We start from the raw sequence: 17,093 nt of genomic DNA, 5'->3' as shown, positions 1-17,093 counted from the left end.
GGGCCTCCTGCCCGGCCGCTGCCGGTCCCCGCGCCATCGACGGGGCCCCGGGTCGGCCATGAATATGGTGCGCACCACTCTATCGGCCGCGACGACGGCGCGGCGGATCAGCGCCGCCAGTGCTCCACGTGCCAGCGCAGCCCTGTGCGCGAGAGGCGGTCCTCGTCGCGGCGCTCCAGCCGCCACGGGGTCTCCAGACGGGGTGCGCGGGTGTCTCCGGGCTCGTCGATCTCGATCACCGTCACGACCGCGTGCTCGAGCTCGGGCATGGCGTCCTCGAGCAGGCGCGCCCCGCCGATGACCCACAGGTGCTCGCCGCCCGGTGCCTCGGCGCCGGCGCGCACGGCCTCGCGCCACGAGCTCACCGCGATGACCGCGGTGCCGTCCTCGTGCGGGTCCGCCTGCAGCCCCGGGTCCTCGGGGCGGGAGGTCACGACCACGTTGGTCCGGCCCGGCAGGGGGCGGAAGCGCTCGGGGAAGGACTCCCAGGTGCGCCGGCCCATGAGCACGGGATGGCCCTGGGTGGTGGCCTTGAAATGAGCCAGGTCCTCGGGCAGGTGCCACGGCATGCCGCCGTCGCGGCCCATTACCCCGTCGGGGGTCTGGGCCCAGATCGCGGATAGGCGCGGGGCGGGCATCAGACCGCCACCGGGGCCTTGATCCCGGGGTGGTGCTCATAGCCCTCGAGGACGAAGTCCTCGAAGTCGTAGCTGAAGAGGTCCTCCGGCCTGCGTGCGAAGCGCAGCCGCGGATACGGGTACGGCTCGCGGGCGAGCTGGCGCTGCACCTGCTCCACGTGGTTGTCGTAGACGTGGACGTCGCCGCCGGTCCACACGAAGTCCCCGGGCACCAGATCGGTCTGCTGGGCGATCATGTGGGTCAGCAGCGCGTAGGAGGCGATGTTGAAAGGGACCCCCAGGAACATGTCCGCCGAGCGCTGGTAGAGCTGGCACGACAGCCGTCCCGGACCGTCCTGCTGCGGCTGCACGTGGAACTGGAAGAGCGCGTGGCACGGGGGCAGGGCCATCTGATCGACCTCCGCCGGGTTCCAGGCGCTGACGATGTGGCGGCGCGAATAGGGGTTTGTGCGGATCGAGTCCACCACCCGGGCGATCTGGTCGATGCCGCTGCCGTCGGGGGCCGGCCACGAGCGCCACTGGACTCCGTAGACGGGGCCGAGCTCGCCGTCGGCGTCGGCCCACTCGTCCCAGATGCTCACGCCGCGCTCCTGCAGCCAGCGCACGTTCGAGGACCCGCGCAGGAACCACAGCAGCTCCAGGGCCACCGAGCGGAAGTGCACGCGCTTGGTCGTCAGCAGCGGGAAGCCCTGCGAGAGGTCGTAGCGGATCTGGCGCCCGAACACGGAGCGGGTGCCCGTGCCGGTGCGATCGGAGGTGTGCACGCCATCGGCCATGACCTCGCGCAGGAGGTCCTCGTAGGGGGTCGGGATGGCCGTGGACGGGTTCGGGCTCACGTGGGGTCGCCTCCAGGTGCGGGGTCTCGTGCGTGTCGGCTGCGGTGTCGTCAGCGCTGCCGAGGGCGCGGTTCTTCCGCGCGGCGCTCATGCGGCGAGACGGCGCGGCCGGCCGCCCCGGACGGAAGATGGTGCGGCCTTCGGGTCAGTCGTCGAACGGCTTGACGATCTCGACCGTCACCACGCGGCGGCGGTGCTTGCGCGAGACCTGCAGCACGATCATCTCGCCGGGGGCCAGGTAGGGATCCTCCTCCGGCAGGATCGAGCGCAGCTGCGGATCGAGCCGGCCGCGCAGCACGCGCAGGACGGTGGGCAGCACGGGCCGGTGGGTGCACAGCGCCGCCGAGGGCTCCTTGTCGAACAGGGACTCCACCACGGCGCCCGCCTTGGCCGGGCGCCGCTTGTGGGCGGCCTCGGTCAGCTGCGGCTTCTCCTTGAGCTTGAGCCCGGCCGCGCGCGCGTACGGAGTCACGGTGGACAGGCACCGCAGCCACGGCGAGCTCACCACGCGCTTCGGGGACCAGACCTCGAGCAGGCGCGTGACCGCCATGGCCTGTCGCTTGCCCGTGGCGGCCAGGGGGCGGTCGCCCTCGGGGCGCGACCACGACGAGCGCGGCTTGGCCTTCGCGTGTCGCACGATGATGACGGGGCGCACGGCCAGATCCCCGGCTTCGTGCAGCTCGACCAGGCGCTCTAGCGGCTCCAGGTCGGTCCGGTTGCTCAGCAGCTCACGGGCACGATCAGCGCTGACCCACTCCAGCCGGTCGACCTCGTGGCCGTCGGCCTTCGGGCGATCCTGCGCAGCGACCTCCGCGCTCCAGTAATGGACGTGCTTCTCCGAGTTTTTGACCCGGTAGCGGATCGCAGGCAGCGCGACGCCCAGGCGGACGTCGAGCCCGACCTCTTCGAGGACCTCACGGTGCGCCGTCTCCGGCAGCGTCTCCTGATCCTCCTGCTTGCCCTTGGGCCAGGACCAGTCGTCGTAGCGGGGCCGGTGGATGATCAGCACCTCGAGCTCGGATCTGGCGTCGAGGCGCCAGCACAGGCATCCGGCGGCGCGCACCGAGGCATCGGTGTCGGGCGACGGCTCCGTCATGCGGTATGCCTGTCGGTCCGGGTTCTTGGCCATGTCGGCTTCCGGGTCCTCTCGTGGTGGGGTGCACGCGTCGTGCGACCGGCGCTCGGCGGCCGCCTGCCGAAGGAGGGGTCGCCGCCCAGCGCTGCGTCGGCGGCGCGCAGTCATGCTAACCGGCGACAGGCCCGGCTCCGGACGCGGCGTGAGTGCGTGCCGCGGCGCCGGGAGATAGGCCTCAGCGGCGGGAGAACATCACGTCCACGTGCCAGCGCTCGAACCCCAGGGACTCGTAGAGCCGGAAGGCCGCGGTGTTCTCGGCATCCACGTAGAGCAGGATCTCGCTCAGCCCCTGCTCGGCCAGGTGGCGCATCCCGGCGATGGTCAGGGCCCGGCCCAGGTGCCGCCCCTGCTGGTCCGGGGCCACACCCACCACGTAGACCTCGCCGCGGGCCGGCTCCTGGCCGGAGGCCGGGTGCTGCTTGGTCCAGTGGAAGCCGAGCACGCGATCGGGATCGTGCTGCTCGACCGCCAGCAGCAGCCCGGCGGGGTCGAACCAGGACTCGGCCTGGCGCTGGCGCAGGTCCTCGAGGCTCATCTGCCCCTGCTCCGGGTGATCGGCGAAGGCCGCGGCGTTGATGCGCAGCAGCTCCTGCTCGTCCCGGCCGAGCTCGAAGGAGCGGATGACCACGCCGTCGGGCAGCTCGACCTCCGGCAGCTGCTCGCGAAGGGCATCGGTGCGCAGCAGGCGATGCAGCTCGCGCACCGGTTCGAAGCCCAGCGCATGCGCCAGGTGCCGAGCTGCCGGGTGGTCGCCGTGGGACCAGGCGTCCACGGGGCCGTCGTGGTCCTCGAGGATCGTCTCGACGAGCCGGCGCCCCAGGCCTCGGCCGCGCTGCTGTGCGTCGACGACGCCCTCGAGCAGCGCCGGTGCCTCCTGCTCCCGAGAGCGCACGAGCACCGCCGCCGCCAGTGCGCGGCCGTCCTCGGAAGCCGCTGCCAGGCGCACGCGCTCGGGCTCGGTGCGCAGATCCACCAGGGTCTGATCGGACAGCGGGGGATCGCCGTCGGCGTCCTCGGCGGCCCTGGCCAGAGCCAGGACGGCGTCCAGATCGGCCTGCTCGGGGCTCAGCCGCTGGATGGGATGCGTGCTGCGGTTCATCGGAACCTCCTGCGTGGGGTCGGGTCTCGTGCGGTGTCCGGGGAGGGCGACTGCGCCCTTGCTGATGTGCGCGGCGGGCTCAGCGCCCGTCCGCGGTGCGGCGGGCAGCGAGGCTGTAGCCCACGTTGCGCACGGTAGTGACCATCTTCTCGTGATCCGCCCCGAGCTTGGCGCGCAGGCGTCGGATATGGACGTCGACGGTGCGCGTGCCCCCGAAGTAGTCGTAGCCCCAGACCTCGGAGAGCAGCTGGCTGCGGGTGAAGACGCGGCCCTCGTTCTGGGCCAGGAACTTCAGCAGCTCGAACTCCTTGTAGGTCAGGTTCAGCGCCTCGCCGGCCACGTGGGCGGAGTAGGCGGCCTCGTCGATCGTGACCGGCCCGGCGGTGATCATCTGGCTCTCGGCGACCTCGACCGCCTGGCTGCGTGCCGCCGCCAGGCGGATGCGGGCGTCGAGCTCGGCCGGGCCGGCCCCGGTGAGGACGATGTCGTCCACCAGCCACGTGGCCGCCACGGCGGCCAGACCGCCCTCGGTCAGCACCATGATCACGGCCCTGTCCGGAACGAGGCCGCGCAGCAGCTGGGCCAGATTGCGCGCGGCGACCAGTCCGGTGCGGCCGTCGATCAGCAGCAGATCGGCCTGCTGCAGCTCCGGAACGGATCCGCCGACGGCGCTGCGATCCAGGGTGGAAGCGGTGTGGGGGAGGAGGTCCAGTGCGGGGAGCACCGCGGACGGAGACTGGTCGGGATCGGCCAGCATGATGATCCGGGTCATCCCAGCTCCACTCCCTCTTCTTCCGAGATGTCGGCCCCGATGGGGCGCTCGCCGCGGCGCGGCCCCGGCGAGGGGACGTGCGCAGCCCGGGGACGGCGCCAGCTTACGCGGGTGCACGCCACGGGCAGTGCTCGCGGCTCCATGCGGTGTCACGGTCCGCTCGGCGAGCCTGGTGGAACTATCGTGGTCTTCCATGACAGCGCTCAGGACAGAGGTGAGCACCGCGCCGCGGCCGGGCATGAAGGTGGCCACGATCGGCGTGTGCGCCACCCTCGTGCTGGGTCTCGCGCTGGCCGCCGCCGTGGCGGGGGGCATCGCGCCGTACCTGCTGGCCGGGGCCATGAGCCTGATCCTGGGCCTGGGGTGGGCCTCGGCGGTGGGGATCCGGGCCCGCTACCGGCACAGCATCATCATCCTGCTCAGCGGCGCGCTGGCCGCCGTGGTCTCCGCCCTGCCGGCGGGCGAGCGGCTGACCTGGCTGCCGGCCATCGTGGCGGTCGCCCTGATCGCGACCTTCCTCGCCGAGCTCGTGCGCGGAGAGGGCGCGCAGCATCGGCTGGAGTCCACGATCTCCTCGACGGCCGGTGTGCTCGCCGCGGTCTCCGCCTCCGGATGGATCGCCCTGTCCCAGCACCTGCAGGACTTGGGCGACACCCCCGTGGCCATGGTGGTGGTCCCCGGTGTGCTCACGGGGGTGATCATCGGCGTGGTGGAGCTGCGGCTGCTGCTGTCTGCACCGGAGCGCGGGCCCAAGCGCGGCCTGCTGGCGCTGAGCGTCCTGCCGGTCGCGCTGCTGGGCCCGACCGCCCTGTTCGCGGCTCGGATCGTGGCGACCGTGGTATTTTGAGCCCATGCTTCTTGCCATCGAGATCTTCTTCCTGGTCCTGCTCGCACTCGCGGTCGTGACGATCGGCCTCATCAGCGTGGTCGTCGTCAAGAACCTCTACAAGGGGCAGATGTAAGCCGTGCCTGTCGAGATCCCCACCGATCTCCCGGCCGAGCTCGTCCCCTTCGCCTGGCTTCTGGGCGAGTGGCAGGGCGACGGCTTCGTCGGCTACGGCGAGACCGACCAGCGCCCCTTCCGCCAGCATGTCCAGTTCGCCCACAGCGGCCTGCCGTTCGTGGAGTACCGAGCGGAATCGCACCTGCTGGACCAGGACGGCAAGCCCGAGCGCCTGATCACGGTCGAGCACGGGTTCTGGCAGCTGGCCCGTCCGCAGCGCCCCGGTGATGTCGGTCCCGGCCTGATGCCCGCAGCGCCCGAGCCGGAGATCACCACCGCCGATCAGGTCGAGGCCCTGCGCCTGCCGGACGGCGGATTCCCGCTCGTGGCCACGTTCTCCCGTCCCGGGGGCGTGAGCGAGCTCTACGTCGGAGAGATCGACGGACCCCGCATCCAGATGGGCACGGACGCCGTCGTCCGCGCAGAGGGGGCCAAGGAGCACACCGCCTCGACCCGCATGTTCGGCCTGGTCAACGGAGACCTCTTCTGGGCCTGGGACATGGCGGCCGAAGGCCGATCGCTGAGCACGCACGCATCAGCTGAGCTGAAGAGGATATGACCGACAGCACGCATGACCCCGCTTCCATCGCCGCATCAGCGCCCCAGGCCCAGGTGCGGCGATCCGCGCTTCTGGAGACCGTCCACGGCGCCGTCGAGGCCTCCGGGCAGGACGCCGGGACGGCCGCCCACTACGGCGACCCTGTCCGGGAGCAGCGGGCCCTGGCGCGCGGCGGCGCCGTCGTCGACCTGTCGCACAAGGGCGTCATCTGCGTCGGCGGCCCGGATCGCCTGTCCTGGCTGACCACGCTGAGCTCGCAGATCCTCACGGGCCTTCGGCCGGGGCAGTCCGCCGAGACGCTGTTCCTGTCCGTGCAGGGCCGCGTGGAGTTCGCGCCCCATGTGATCGAGGACGGGAGCACTGTCTGGCTGATCACGGAGCCGCAGGAGACCCAGCCGCTGCGCGAGTGGCTCGAGTCCATGCGCTTCGCCCTGCGGGTCGAGATCGAGGACCGCAGCCGCGACGTCGCCGTGATCGCAGCGGTGGACGTGCCGGAGCACCTGCGTGTGCTGGCCGCCGAGCCCGCTGAGGGGCGCTGCGAGCTGATCTGGACGGATCCCTGGCCCGGGGTCGCCGACGGCGGCTGGGCGTACGGGGAGCAGGACGGCCACCCGGGTGCCCAGCGGCAGTGGCACGAGGTCCTCGTGCCGCGAGAGAAGCTCGTGGAGGCCGTGACCGGACCTGCCTCCGATGGTCTGAGCCTGGCCGGGTCGTGGGCGGGGGAGGCGCTGCGCATCGAGGCGTGGCGTCCGCGCCTGGGCCCGGACACCGACGATCGCACGGTGCCGCACGAGCTCGACTGGCTGCGCACCGCGGTGCATCTTTCGAAGGGCTGCTACAAGGGCCAGGAGACGGTCGCGCGGGTGCACAACCTGGGCCATCCGCCCAGGCGCCTGGTCTTCCTGGACCTCGACGGCTCCGAGCACACCCTGCCCTCCGCCGGGGCCGAGGTGCTCGCCGGACAGCGCAAGGTCGGGCGGGTGAGCTCCGTGCAGCTGCACCACGAGGCCGGACCCATCGCCCTGGCGGTCATCAAGCGCTCGGTGGACACCCAGGCAGAGCTGCGGGTGCGCGAGGTCCTCGAGTCCCCGCAGCAGGTGGAGGACGAGCAGGCAGAGCCAGCACGGTCCGAGCAGTGGGCCGCCGCCCAGACCGTCGTCGTGCCGCCGGATGCCGGACAGGTCGTCCAGCGAGAATCCGGATTCCTGCGGCGGCCCCGGCACTGAGGCCTCCGGCGCGCGGCCGGAGGCCCCGGGTGCTCAGCGGCCGAAGAGGACCTTGGCCTCGTCCCAGCGGTCCTGCGGCACCGTCTTCAGCCCGGTGAGGGCCTCGTCGAAGCTGACCGGGACCATGTCCGTTCCGCGCAGAGCCACCATGTGGCCCCACTTCTTCTGCTGGATCAGGTCCACGACGCTCATGCCGAAGCGCGTGGCCAGCACGCGGTCGTAGCCCGTGGGGGCGCCGCCGCGCTGGATGTGGCCCAGGATCGTGTTGCGGGTCTCGATGCCCGTGCGCTCCTCGATCTGCTGGGTGATGTACTCGCCGATCCCGCCCAGTCGAGGGCGGCCGTCCGCCTCGGTGCCGTGCACGGCGGTGACGTCGTCGAAGCCCTCCGGGATGAAGCCCTCGGCCACGACCACCAGCGGGGACCGGCCGCGCTCGTGGACCTCCGTGACCCAGCGGCAGACCTCATCCATGCTGGTGCGCTGCTCGGGGATCAGCACGGCGTGCGCGCCGGCGGCCATGCCCGAGTGCAGGGCGATCCAGCCGACATGACGGCCCATGACCTCGGCGACCATGCAGCGGTGGTGGGACTCTCCGGTGGTGCGCAGGCGGTCCATGGAGTCGGTCGCGATGGAGACCGCGGTGTCGAACCCGAACGTGTAGTCGGTGCCCATGAGGTCGTTGTCGATGGTCTTGGGCACGCCCACGACGGGAAGGCCGTCCAGGGCCAGGCGGCGAGCCCCGGCCAGGGTGCCCTCGCCGCCGATGGCCACAACGGCGTCGACCCCGTGGCGCTCGAGCATGATCGAGATGTTCTCCGGGCCGCCCTGGGGATGGTCGTACGGGTTGGTGCGCGAGGTGCCCAAGATCGTGCCGCCCTGACGAGCCAGTCCGCGCACCTTGGTGCGGGGCAGGTCGATGATGTCCCCCTCGACCAGGCCGCGCCAGCCGTCGCGGAAGCCCACGAACTCGTGGTCGTAGCTCTTGATGCCGTGCAGCACCGCCGCACGGATCACCGCGTTGAGTCCGGGGCAGTCGCCGCCGCTGGTCAGCAGACCGATCTTCATGGGTGTCGCTCCTCCTGCTCGGGGACTTGCCGCGACCGCATGCGACGGATCCTTCAGCGGACCTGCCCGCAGCCGTCGGGTTCTGCCCTCAGTCTAAGCCCGGGTCCCCGCTGCGGCGCAGGGCCGGGGCAAGTCACGGCAGTTCAGGAGCCGTTCATCTGTACCGGATTAGAATGGGGTCTCAGACAGCCACAGGCCCCGGTGGAGGCAGTGCCTTGGGGCCGCCGCACCGACCGGGGTCCTCGAGCCGCGGTCCAAGCCCTTGGGAGCCGCAATGGCAGAAGCGCCGCAGGAGAACCTCCGCGAGTTCATCGACAAGCTCGTCGAGCAGGGCTACACCGTCACCGACGGCCATACCGCCGACCCCGATCTGATCGACCCGGGCGGATCCGCCGTGGAGACCTGGCGCGAAGGCGGGTACCCGTACGACGAGCGGATGTCGCGCGAGGACTACGAGCTGGAGAAGTACCGCCTGCAGATCGAGCTGCTGAAGTTCCAGTACTGGGGCCAGGACAACGACCTCAAGCACATCATCCTGTTCGAGGGCCGCGACGCCGCCGGCAAGGGCGGCACGATCAAGCGCTTCACCGAGCACCTGAACCCCCGTGCCGCGCGCACCGTCGCTCTGAGCACCCCCACCGAGCGGGAGAAGGGGCAGTGGTACTTCCAGCGCTACATCGAGCACTTCCCCACGAACGGCGAGATCGTGATGTTCGACCGATCCTGGTACAACCGGGGCAACGTGGAGCGGGTCATGGGCTACTGCACCGATGAGGAGTACGAGGTCTTCATGAAGCAGGCCCCGGTCTTCGAGAAGATGCTCGTGGACGCCGGGATCCACCTGACCAAGTTCTGGTTCTCGGTCACCCAGCACGAGCAGCGCACCCGGTTCGCGATCCGCCAGATCGATCCCGTCCGGCGCTGGAAGCTCTCGCCGAACGATCTCGCCTCGCTCGATCGCTGGGACGACTACACGCTGGCCAAGGAGGAGACGTTCCGCCGCACGGACACGGATCACGCTCCCTGGATCACGATCAAGTCGAATGACAAGAAGCGAGCGCGCCTCAACGCCATGCGCTACTTCCTGAACCAGTTCGACTACGAGGACAAGGACGAGTCGGTCGTCTACCCGCCCGATCCGCAGATCGTGCGCCGCGGCCGCGACGCCGTCGACGACTGATCCGCCCGGCACGGCTCCGGACGAGGATCAGGGCCCGCAGACCGAGCACCAGGAAGGTGCCTGGTCTGTGGGCCCTGTCGTGCGTGCCGGCGGCTCAGTCCTCGAGACCTCGGTCAACGACCGCCCAGCTGGCAGCGGCCGAGACCGCGGTGACTGTGAGCACGGAGGGCCAGGCGCCGATCCTCTTGGCCAGCGGGTGCGAGAGCCCGAAGCCCAGGAGGTAGACCGCGCTGAGCGCACCGGTCTGAGCGGGCCCGCCGCGGTGCCACCAGGTATGGGCCGCGGCCGCACCTGCGCCGAGAAGCGCAGCGCCGCCCAGCCAGCGCACCCCGGTGGCGCGGGCGATCCCGTAGCCGCCGATCAGCCCGGCCGTGGTCCAGGCCGGCGTGGGGACCTGCTCGAAGATCCCGACGGCCTGCGCTGCGGCCTCACCGGCACGCTGGGCGCCGGTAGGCTCGGAGGCGGCCTGCGCGCTCATCGGGCACCGCCCAGGAAGTCCTGCAGTCGGGTCAGGCCCTCGCGCAGGTCGTCGTCGCCCAGGGCGTAGGAGAGCCGGAAGTAGCCCGACGGTCCGAAGGCCTCGCCCGGCACGACCGCCACCTGCGCCTTCTCGAGGATCAGGCCGGCCAGCTCGGCGGAGGTCTGCGGGGTGCTGCCGTCGTAGTCGCGGCCCAGCAGCGCGCTGACATCCGGGTAGACGTAGAACGCGCCCTGGGGCTCGGGGACGGTGACGCCGTCGATCGCCGAGAGCATCTCCACGGCCAGCCGGCGACGTCGGTCGAAGGCCTCGCCCATGGCGACCACGTCATCCTGCGGGCCGGTCAGCGCTGCGACGGCCGCGCGCTGGGCGATGTTGTTGACGTTGGAGGTCAGGTGCGACTGCAGCGTGCTCACGGCCTTCACGACGTCCGCGGGTCCGATCAGCCAGCCCACGCGCCATCCGGTCATGGCATAGGTCTTGGCCACGCCGTTGACCACGATGACGTTCTCGCCCAGCTCCGGGCAGGCCCCGGCGATCGCGGTGAACGGGGTGCCGTCGTAGGTGAGCTGCTGGTAGATCTCATCGGCGATCACGAAGATCCCCTTCTCGACGGCCCAAGCGCCCAGCGCCCTGGTCTCCTCGGACGAGAACACCGCGCCGGTCGGGTTCGACGGCGAGCAGTGCAGGATCGCCTTGGTGCGATCGGTGATCTTCTCCTCGAGCATCTCGGGGGTCACCTTGTAGCCGTGCTCGGCCCCGGCGAAGACCTCGACCGGCACGCCACCGGCCAGGCGAATGGCCTCCGGGTAGGTCGTCCAGTACGGGGCGGGCAGCAGGACCTCGTCGCCTTCGTTCAGCACAGCCGCGAAGGCCTCGTAGACGGCCTGCTTGCCGCCGTTGGTCACCACGACCTGCGACGGCTCAACCTGCCAGCCGCTGCGCTGCGCGGTCGTGTCCGCGATCGCGCGGCGCAGCTCGGGCAGCCCCGGGCCGGGGGAGTAGCGGAAGTTCGACGGATCCTGGAGGGCCTCGGCTGCGGCCTGGACGATGTGCGCGGGGGTGGGGAAGTCGGGCTCGCCGGCGCCGAAGCCGATGATCGGGTGCCCCTCGGACTTGAGGGCCTTGGCCTTGGCGTCGACGGCCAGGGTGGCCGACGGGGCGATCGCCGCGATGCGGCGGGAGATGCGTTCGGACATGACCTGCGGTTCCTCCATCTGGGTGAGGCTGGGTGCGCCGTGGCGCGCTCGTCGCGGTCGCGGCACCTTCCCATGCTACTGGGCAGTTCCGGATGCGCATGGGCAGCTCCGTCGGCCTTCGGGGAGACCGTCTCCCTTGCCGAGGCGGTTCGGCTCGGCTAAGATTGCCCGCTGGTGTCCATCCAAGCCGATCCGAACCACGCGGCAGCCTCGCATCGGGGCAGTCGCGGCAGTGGTAGGCTCATGGACCGGCATGCGGGGCATTGCGCCCCACAGGCCTGAAGGGCAGTGGCGCAATTGGTAGCGCAGCGGTCTCCAAAACCGCAGGTTGCAGGTTCGAGTCCTGTCTGCCCTGCGCAGCCCGTCCCGCCTTCCGCAGCCAGCACGGTCTCGCCGAGCGCCTGCGGAAGGCGGAGGCGAACAGCGCAGACCATTACCCGATGGTGCGGACCCACGCGCGAGGCCCCTCTTGAGGAGAACCGATGTCGCAGAGCACAGCCGCGGATCAGCCGGGCGGTGAGCCGGGGCAGAAGCCGAACGGGATGTTCGGCGGTCTGCTCCTGTTCCTGCGTCAGGTGATCGCGGAGCTGCGCAAGGTCCACACCCCCACGCGCCGCGAGCTCGTGCAGTACACGCTCGTCGTCCTCGTCTTCGTGGCCTTCATGATGGCCTTGATCTCGCTGCTTGACTTCGGCTTCGGCCAGCTGGCCATGCTGGTCTTCGGCGACGGCGCGATCGCCTCCTGAGGCCACGCACCGCCGGGGATGCACACCGGCGTACAGCACGACCGCTTCGCGAGCATGGCCTCGCGGCCACCCCAGAGCAGAGGAAAGCAGGGACTCCCAGTGACCCAGCACGAAGCTGAGAACGACGTCGACCTGGCGCCGGAGGACACGACTCCCGCGCAGGACGGCGCGGAGCAGGCTGAGACGGCTGCGCCCGCGGACGCCTCGGCAGAGGCCGTCGAGGTCCCCGCCGAGCAGGAGTCCGTGCAGGACGCCGACCTGGCGATCGCCGAGGGCGCCGAATCGGAGGTCTCCGCCCAGGTTCCCGAGGAGCAGGCGCCGGCTGAGGACCCCCGCAAGGAGTTCGCCGCCAAGCTGCGTCGGCAGGAGGGCGACTGGTTCGTCATCCACACCTACGCCGGCTACGAGAACCGCGTGAAGACCAATCTGGAGACCCGCATCCAGTCCTTGAACATGGAAGAGGACATCTTCCAGATCGAGGTTCCCATGGAGGAGGTCGTGGAGATCAAGAACGCGCAGCGCAAGACCGTGCGCCGCGTCCGGATCCCCGGCTACGTGCTGGTGCGCATGAACCTCACCGACGCTTCCTGGGGCGCCGTCCGCCACACTCCGGGGGTCACCGGCTTCGTCGGGCAGGACGCCTACAACCCGAACCCGCTGCGCATCGACGAGGTCGTCGACATGCTCAATCCGGTGTTCGAGACCCCGGCTGCGGCAGAGGGACAGGCTCCGTCCGCGGAGGCCACCGCCGGTGCCGCAGCCTCCGCCCCGGCCGTGACCGTCGACTTCGAGGTCGGCGAGTCCGTGATCGTCAAGGAGGGTGCCTTCGCGACCCTCCCGGCGACGATCTCGGAGATCAAGGTCGAGTCCCAGCAGCTGGTCGTGCTGGTGTCGATCTTCGAGCGCGAGACCCCGGTCACCATCTCGTTCGATCAGGTCTCCAAGATCTGATCGCCGACCGGTCCGCCGGAGCCCGCTCGTGCGCGGATCTGGCAGACTGGTCGATCGTCGTCCTGACGCCGGCGCTCCAGTGCGAGCCCGACTCGGATGCCATCGGCAGGCCTCGGGCCTGCCCCACATGCTTCGGCACCGCCGCGGGACGCGCTTTCGCGCGGCGGGCGCCGTCCGGTCGCCGCGCCACGGCGGCCACCCCGCCGTCGTACGCTCCTGTGCGGCGGTACAACACGTCAGGAGGACCACACCATGGCTCCCAAGAAGAAGAAGGTCTCGGGTCTGATCAAGCTGCAGATCCAGGCCGGCGCCGCCAACCCGGCACCGCCCGTTGGCCCCGCGCTCGGTGCGCAGGGCGTCAACATCATGGAGTTCTGCAAGGCCTACAACGCGGCCACGGAGTCCCAGCGCGGCAACATCATCCCGGTCGAGATCACGGTCTACGAGGATCGCTCGTTCACCTTCGTGACTAAGACCCCGCCTGCTGCGGAGCTGATCAAGAAGGCTGCCGGCATCCAGAAGGGCTCCGGAGTCCCGCACACGGACAAGGTCGGCTCGATCACCTGGGACCAGGCGCGCGAGATCGCCCAGACCAAGGCCGCGGACATGAATGCCAACAACGTCGAGGCCGGCGCCAAGGCGATCGCAGGGACCGCACGCTCGATGGGCATCGACGTCGTCTGATCGGCTCCTGAGCCGCAGCACGACACAGCACACGTAATCCCGTGGCAGGGCCGAGCGCGGTCCGCATGACCACGACTGCACAAGGAGAACAAGCAGATGGCAAAGCGCAGCAAGGCGTACCGGGCCGCCGCCGAGAAGATCGACGGCGACCGTCTCTACACCCCGGCCGAGGCGATCGCACTCGTCAAGGAGCTCGACAGCTCCAAGGCCGACTCCACCGTCGAGGTCGCCATGCGACTCGGCGTGGATCCCCGCAAGGCCGACCAGATGGTGCGCGGCACCGTCAACCTTCCGAACGGCACGGGCAAGACCGCCCGCGTCGTGGTCTTCGCCCAGGGCGACAAGGCCGCGGCCGCTGAGGCGGCCGGCGCCGACTTCGTGGGCGGCGATGACCTGATCGCCAAGGTCCAGGGCGGCTGGGTCGACTTCGACGCCGCCGTGGCCACGCCGGACATGATGGGCAAGGTCGGCCGCCTGGGCAAGGTCCTGGGCCCCCGCAACCTGATGCCGAACCCCAAGACCGGCACCGTGACCATGGACGTGGCCAAGGCCGTGGGCGACATCAAGGGCGGCAAGATCGACTTCCGCGTCGACAAGCACTCGAACCTGCACTTCATCGTGGGCAAGACCTCGTTCGAGCAGAAGGCCCTGGCGGAGAACTTCGCCGCGGCTCTGGAGGAGGTCCTGCGCCTCAAGCCGGCCTCGTCCAAGGGCCGCTACGTCTCCAAGATGACCGTGGCCTCCACCTGGGGCCCCGGCATCCCGGTGGATCCGAACGCCACCTCCGTCGAGTCCGAAGCCTGAGGCTCGCACGATCTGCCAGCGGCAGATCACAGCTCCTTTCCCCGGTGATTGACCGCTGCGGGAAGGATGCATGATCCTGAGGGGTCCAGTCGATGTCGGCTGGACCCCTCACTACGTTGAAGAGCGAGGCCCCCCGCGCGGCCGCAGGCGGCATAAGCGGAATTGCGGGCGCGCTCGCTGCCGAAAGGTCCGCAGTGCTTCCGAACGACGCCGTCCAGATCCGACAGATCCGCACGCCGGAGATCTTCGACGCCGCCGCCGAGCGCACCCTGGGCGAGGTCGCCGATCTGGTGCGCCGCTCGCGCGAGGCCATCTGGGGCACGGGGCAGCTGTCCAACGAGGCCGAGGGCATCTTCACGGACCTGCACGATCCGTGGGAGCGCGTGGTGCTGCTGGGCGCCTTCATGGAGGACCGGCTGGTGGGCCGCGCAGAGATCCGGCTGCCGCTGGTGGTGCACACGCGCTCGGCCGTGGTGCTCGTGACGGTCGACCCGCAGTGCGAGGCCAGGGGAGTGGGTCTGGAGCTGCTGGCTGCCGCGGAGCAGCTCTCCGGCGCGGAGGCTCGGCGTCGAATCACGATCCAGTCCGAGCACCCCGGGCCAGTGGACCTGCAGGGCGACGGCCGCATCGGCTCGCCCACCGGCGCCATGGCGCAGGTGCGCCCGGAGGACTGGATCACCGCCTCGGACGGCTCGGGGCGCCTGCCTCTGTCCAACCGGCAGACGCGCTTCGCCCAGCGCGCCGGCTATGCGCTGCGCACCGTCTCTGATGTCAGCCGACTGGCCGTGCCCCTGGAGCCGCGCGAGATGCAGCGGCTCAGCCAGGAGGTCCTGGCGGCCGAGGGCGCCGAGGACTACCGCGTCCACGTGTGGAAGGACGAGGCTCCGGAGCACTGGCTCGAATCGTTGGCCCGGCTGCATGCGAGGATCCCGTCGGATGCCTTCGCCGCCCCCGCGGTGTGGGACCCCGAGCCGTGGGACGCCCAGCGGGTCCGGCGCACCGAGGCGCTGCGCAGCGCGGACGGCGATCAGTCGCTCATGGCCGTCATGGAGCACATCCCCTCGGGAGAGCTGGTGGGGATGACGGAGGTCGTCGTGCCGCATCCGTATCGCGGGGCCGGGCTGCAGGACGAGACCGTCGTGCTGAAGGAGCACCGCGGTCGCCGCCTGGGCCTGCGCCTCAAGCTCGGGAACCTTCGCCAGATCGCCGAGACGGCACCGGACATCGAGTCGATCTATGTGTGGACGCACAGCGGAAACACCCGCATGAACTGGGTGAACCGCCGTCTGGGCTCCGTCGTGGTGGGGCGGTCCGCGGTCTGGGAGCGGGCGATCGGGGAGGCCTGAGGCGGCCCGCGGCGGCCAGAGGGTTGCCGCAGGAGGCGCAGGAAGGTAGTCTCTTGGCATCCAAAGACCGCCGGTCGCGGATCCGTCGTGCCTGCTTCACCTTGAAGCGGACGGAGCGGATCGCCGTAAGAGCCCCTCGGGGCGTCCAGCGCAGGTGTCCTGAACGTGCAAGACCTTCTTCCGCCTTCGAGCGGGAGGTGTCTTGATGCGCCCTGGCTCCTGCCGGGGCGCTTTTCTCATGTGGGGGCATGAACGGCAGGCGTCCGGCACACCAGGAAGGAGTGCCATGGCGAACTCTGAGAAGTACGCCGCGGTGGCCGAGCTGAAGGGACGCTTCGAGTCGTCCTCTGCAGCTGTGCTGACCGAATACCGCGGGCTCTCGGTGACGCAGATCTCGCAGCTGCGCCGCTCGCTCGGTGAGAACGCCGAGTACGCCGTGGTGAAGAACACGCTGGCCGGCATCGCCGCCCGCGAGGCCGGGATCGACGCATTCGAGGGACAGCTCCAGGGCCCCACCGCGATTGCGTTCGTCTCCGGCGATGCGGTCGCCGTCGCCAAGGGCCTGCGCGACTTCGCCAAGGAGAACCCCGCGCTGGTCGTCAAGGGCGGCTACATGGACGGTGCCGCTCTCGATGAGGCCGGCATCAAGCAGCTCGCGGACCTCGAGTCCCGCGAGGTCCTGCTGGCCAAGGTCGCCGGAGCCGCACAGGCTTCGCTGTCCCAGGCCGCCGCGCTGTTCCAGGCACCGCTGTCCAAGACGGTCCGCACGGCCGAGGCGCTGCGCGCCAAGGTCGAGGAGACCGGCTCGGACACCGCTGCCGACGCCTGAGCGTCGACTCACCACGTACCAGAACCACCCTCCGTCGCGCCGCGCCCCATGCGGCCGACGGGACCAGATACCAGAAGGAGCCACAACATGGCGAAGCTGACCACCGATGAACTGATCGAGGCCTTCAAGGAGCTCTCCCTCATCGAGCTCTCCGAGTTCGTCAAGGCCTTCGAGGAGACCTTCGACGTCACCGCTGCGGCTCCGGCCGCCGTGGCTGCCGCCCCGGCTGCCGGCGGCGACGCCGGTGCCGCCGAGGAGGAGCAGACCGAGTTCGACGTCATCCTCGAGGCTGCCGGCGACAAGAAGATCGGCGTCATCAAGGAGGTGCGCGCTTTGACCTCCCTCGGCCTGAAGGAGGCCAAGGAGCTCGTCGACTCCGCTCCCAAGGCTGTCCTCGAGGGCGCCTCCAAGGAGGATGCCGAGAAGGCCAAGGAGCAGCTCGAGGGCGCCGGCGCCACCGTCACCCTCAAGTGATCCGTGGGGGGGGGGGGCGCGCGCGCCGCGGGCCGCCCCCCCCGGCGGCGGGGCGCCCCCGGCCCCCCC

At 70.6% G+C, this 17,093-nt stretch carries 19 protein-coding genes and 1 tRNA gene; 12 read left to right on the top strand and 8 right to left on the bottom strand.

All coding sequences use genetic code 11. From position 1 onward, the window contains the following. Positions 1-107 precede the first annotated feature (107 nt). The 5 genes from M3E84_RS08285 to M3E84_RS08265 form a co-directional block, all read right to left on the bottom strand. The gene (locus tag M3E84_RS08285; RefSeq protein WP_259895727.1) at positions 108-638 is read right to left on the bottom strand and encodes a dihydrofolate reductase; all 531 of its coding nucleotides are present in this window, start codon (positions 636-638) and stop codon (positions 108-110) included. Then, a complete protein-coding gene (locus tag M3E84_RS08280; protein ID WP_006213549.1) occupies positions 638-1,474 on the bottom strand; it encodes a thymidylate synthase in 837 nt (278 codons plus the stop codon). Before M3E84_RS08280 ends, M3E84_RS08285 begins: the two co-directional genes overlap by 1 nt. Before the next feature lie 145 nt (positions 1,475-1,619). Further along, the gene (locus tag M3E84_RS08275; protein WP_259895726.1) at positions 1,620-2,603 is read right to left on the bottom strand and encodes an NUDIX hydrolase; all 984 of its coding nucleotides are present in this window, start codon (positions 2,601-2,603) and stop codon (positions 1,620-1,622) included. Between the two features lie 181 nt (positions 2,604-2,784). Next, on the bottom strand, positions 2,785-3,708 hold the full coding sequence (gene mshD, locus M3E84_RS08270) for a mycothiol synthase (RefSeq protein WP_259895725.1): 924 nt from the start codon (positions 3,706-3,708) through the stop codon (positions 2,785-2,787). A 79-nt stretch (positions 3,709-3,787) separates the two neighbouring features. Next, the gene (locus tag M3E84_RS08265; RefSeq protein ID WP_259895724.1) at positions 3,788-4,480 is read right to left on the bottom strand and encodes a response regulator transcription factor; all 693 of its coding nucleotides are present in this window, start codon (positions 4,478-4,480) and stop codon (positions 3,788-3,790) included. A gap of 214 nt (positions 4,481-4,694) precedes the next feature. On the opposite strand from M3E84_RS08265, the gene M3E84_RS08260 reads away from it, so the two are divergent. From M3E84_RS08260 to M3E84_RS08250, 3 genes are all read left to right on the top strand, one after another. Further along, positions 4,695-5,327: a hypothetical protein gene (locus M3E84_RS08260; protein WP_259895723.1), complete on the top strand. Its 633-nt coding sequence runs from the start codon at positions 4,695-4,697 to the stop codon at positions 5,325-5,327. 118 nt (positions 5,328-5,445) lie between these two features. Continuing rightward, on the top strand, positions 5,446-6,042 hold the full coding sequence (locus M3E84_RS08255) for an FABP family protein (protein ID WP_259895722.1): 597 nt from the start codon (positions 5,446-5,448) through the stop codon (positions 6,040-6,042). Beyond that, a complete protein-coding gene (locus M3E84_RS08250) occupies positions 6,039-7,268 on the top strand; it encodes a folate-binding protein YgfZ (RefSeq protein WP_259895721.1) in 1,230 nt (409 codons plus the stop codon). The genes M3E84_RS08255 and M3E84_RS08250 overlap by 4 nt, the downstream gene beginning before the upstream one ends. Positions 7,269-7,301: 33 nt before the next feature. Here M3E84_RS08250 and M3E84_RS08245 read toward each other — a convergent pair whose 3' ends face one another. Continuing rightward, the gene (locus tag M3E84_RS08245) at positions 7,302-8,333 is read right to left on the bottom strand and encodes a 6-phosphofructokinase (protein WP_259895720.1); all 1,032 of its coding nucleotides are present in this window, start codon (positions 8,331-8,333) and stop codon (positions 7,302-7,304) included. Between the two features lie 274 nt (positions 8,334-8,607). Here M3E84_RS08245 and ppk2 point away from each other — a divergent pair, with 274 nt between their 5' ends. Further along, a complete protein-coding gene (gene ppk2 / locus M3E84_RS08240; protein ID WP_006213540.1) occupies positions 8,608-9,513 on the top strand; it encodes a polyphosphate kinase 2 in 906 nt (301 codons plus the stop codon). Between the two features lie 94 nt (positions 9,514-9,607). On the opposite strand, the gene M3E84_RS08235 is transcribed toward ppk2, so the two are convergent. Then, on the bottom strand, positions 9,608-9,991 hold the full coding sequence (locus M3E84_RS08235) for a hypothetical protein (protein ID WP_259895719.1): 384 nt from the start codon (positions 9,989-9,991) through the stop codon (positions 9,608-9,610). Further along, positions 9,988-11,190: a pyridoxal phosphate-dependent aminotransferase gene (locus M3E84_RS08230; protein WP_259895718.1), complete on the bottom strand. Its 1,203-nt coding sequence runs from the start codon at positions 11,188-11,190 to the stop codon at positions 9,988-9,990. Before M3E84_RS08230 ends, M3E84_RS08235 begins: the two co-directional genes overlap by 4 nt. A 282-nt stretch (positions 11,191-11,472) precedes the next feature. Between M3E84_RS08230 and M3E84_RS08225 the strand changes: the two genes are divergently transcribed. From M3E84_RS08225 to rplL, 8 genes are all read left to right on the top strand, one after another. Then, positions 11,473-11,545 (top strand) — tRNA-Trp (locus M3E84_RS08225). A 127-nt stretch (positions 11,546-11,672) separates the two neighbouring features. After that, positions 11,673-11,936, top strand: a complete 264-nt coding sequence (gene secE, locus M3E84_RS08220; protein WP_259895717.1) for a preprotein translocase subunit SecE — start codon at positions 11,673-11,675, stop codon at positions 11,934-11,936. 99 nt (positions 11,937-12,035) lie between these two features. Continuing rightward, positions 12,036-12,887, top strand: coding sequence for a transcription termination/antitermination protein NusG (gene nusG / locus M3E84_RS08215; protein ID WP_259895716.1), 852 nt, complete (start codon positions 12,036-12,038; stop codon positions 12,885-12,887). 252 nt (positions 12,888-13,139) lie between these two features. Next, positions 13,140-13,571, top strand: coding sequence for a 50S ribosomal protein L11 (gene rplK, locus M3E84_RS08210; protein WP_259895715.1), 432 nt, complete (start codon positions 13,140-13,142; stop codon positions 13,569-13,571). 96 nt (positions 13,572-13,667) lie between these two features. Next, complete coding sequence (gene rplA / locus M3E84_RS08205; RefSeq protein WP_259895714.1) at positions 13,668-14,375, top strand: 50S ribosomal protein L1; 708 nt, start codon at positions 13,668-13,670, stop codon at positions 14,373-14,375. A gap of 194 nt (positions 14,376-14,569) precedes the next feature. Further along, positions 14,570-15,721 (top strand): GNAT family N-acetyltransferase, encoded by a 1,152-nt coding sequence (locus M3E84_RS08200; RefSeq protein WP_259895713.1) that lies wholly within the window; start codon positions 14,570-14,572, stop codon positions 15,719-15,721. A 286-nt stretch (positions 15,722-16,007) separates the two neighbouring features. After that, positions 16,008-16,550, top strand: a complete 543-nt coding sequence (gene rplJ, locus M3E84_RS08195; RefSeq protein ID WP_259895712.1) for a 50S ribosomal protein L10 — start codon at positions 16,008-16,010, stop codon at positions 16,548-16,550. A gap of 87 nt (positions 16,551-16,637) precedes the next feature. After that, positions 16,638-17,024 carry a 50S ribosomal protein L7/L12 gene (gene rplL / locus M3E84_RS08190; protein WP_259895711.1) on the top strand — a complete coding sequence of 129 codons (387 nt, stop codon included), beginning with the start codon at positions 16,638-16,640 and terminating at the stop codon, positions 17,022-17,024. The last annotated feature ends 69 nt before the right edge of the window (positions 17,025-17,093 follow it).

Source organism: Kocuria sp. p3-SID1428, assembly GCF_025149945.1.
In the GTDB taxonomy this organism is placed as follows: Bacteria; Actinomycetota; Actinomycetes; order Actinomycetales; family Micrococcaceae; genus Kocuria.
Note: the sequence above shows the minus strand (reverse complement) of the source record. Positions and strands in the feature narration are given on the sequence as shown.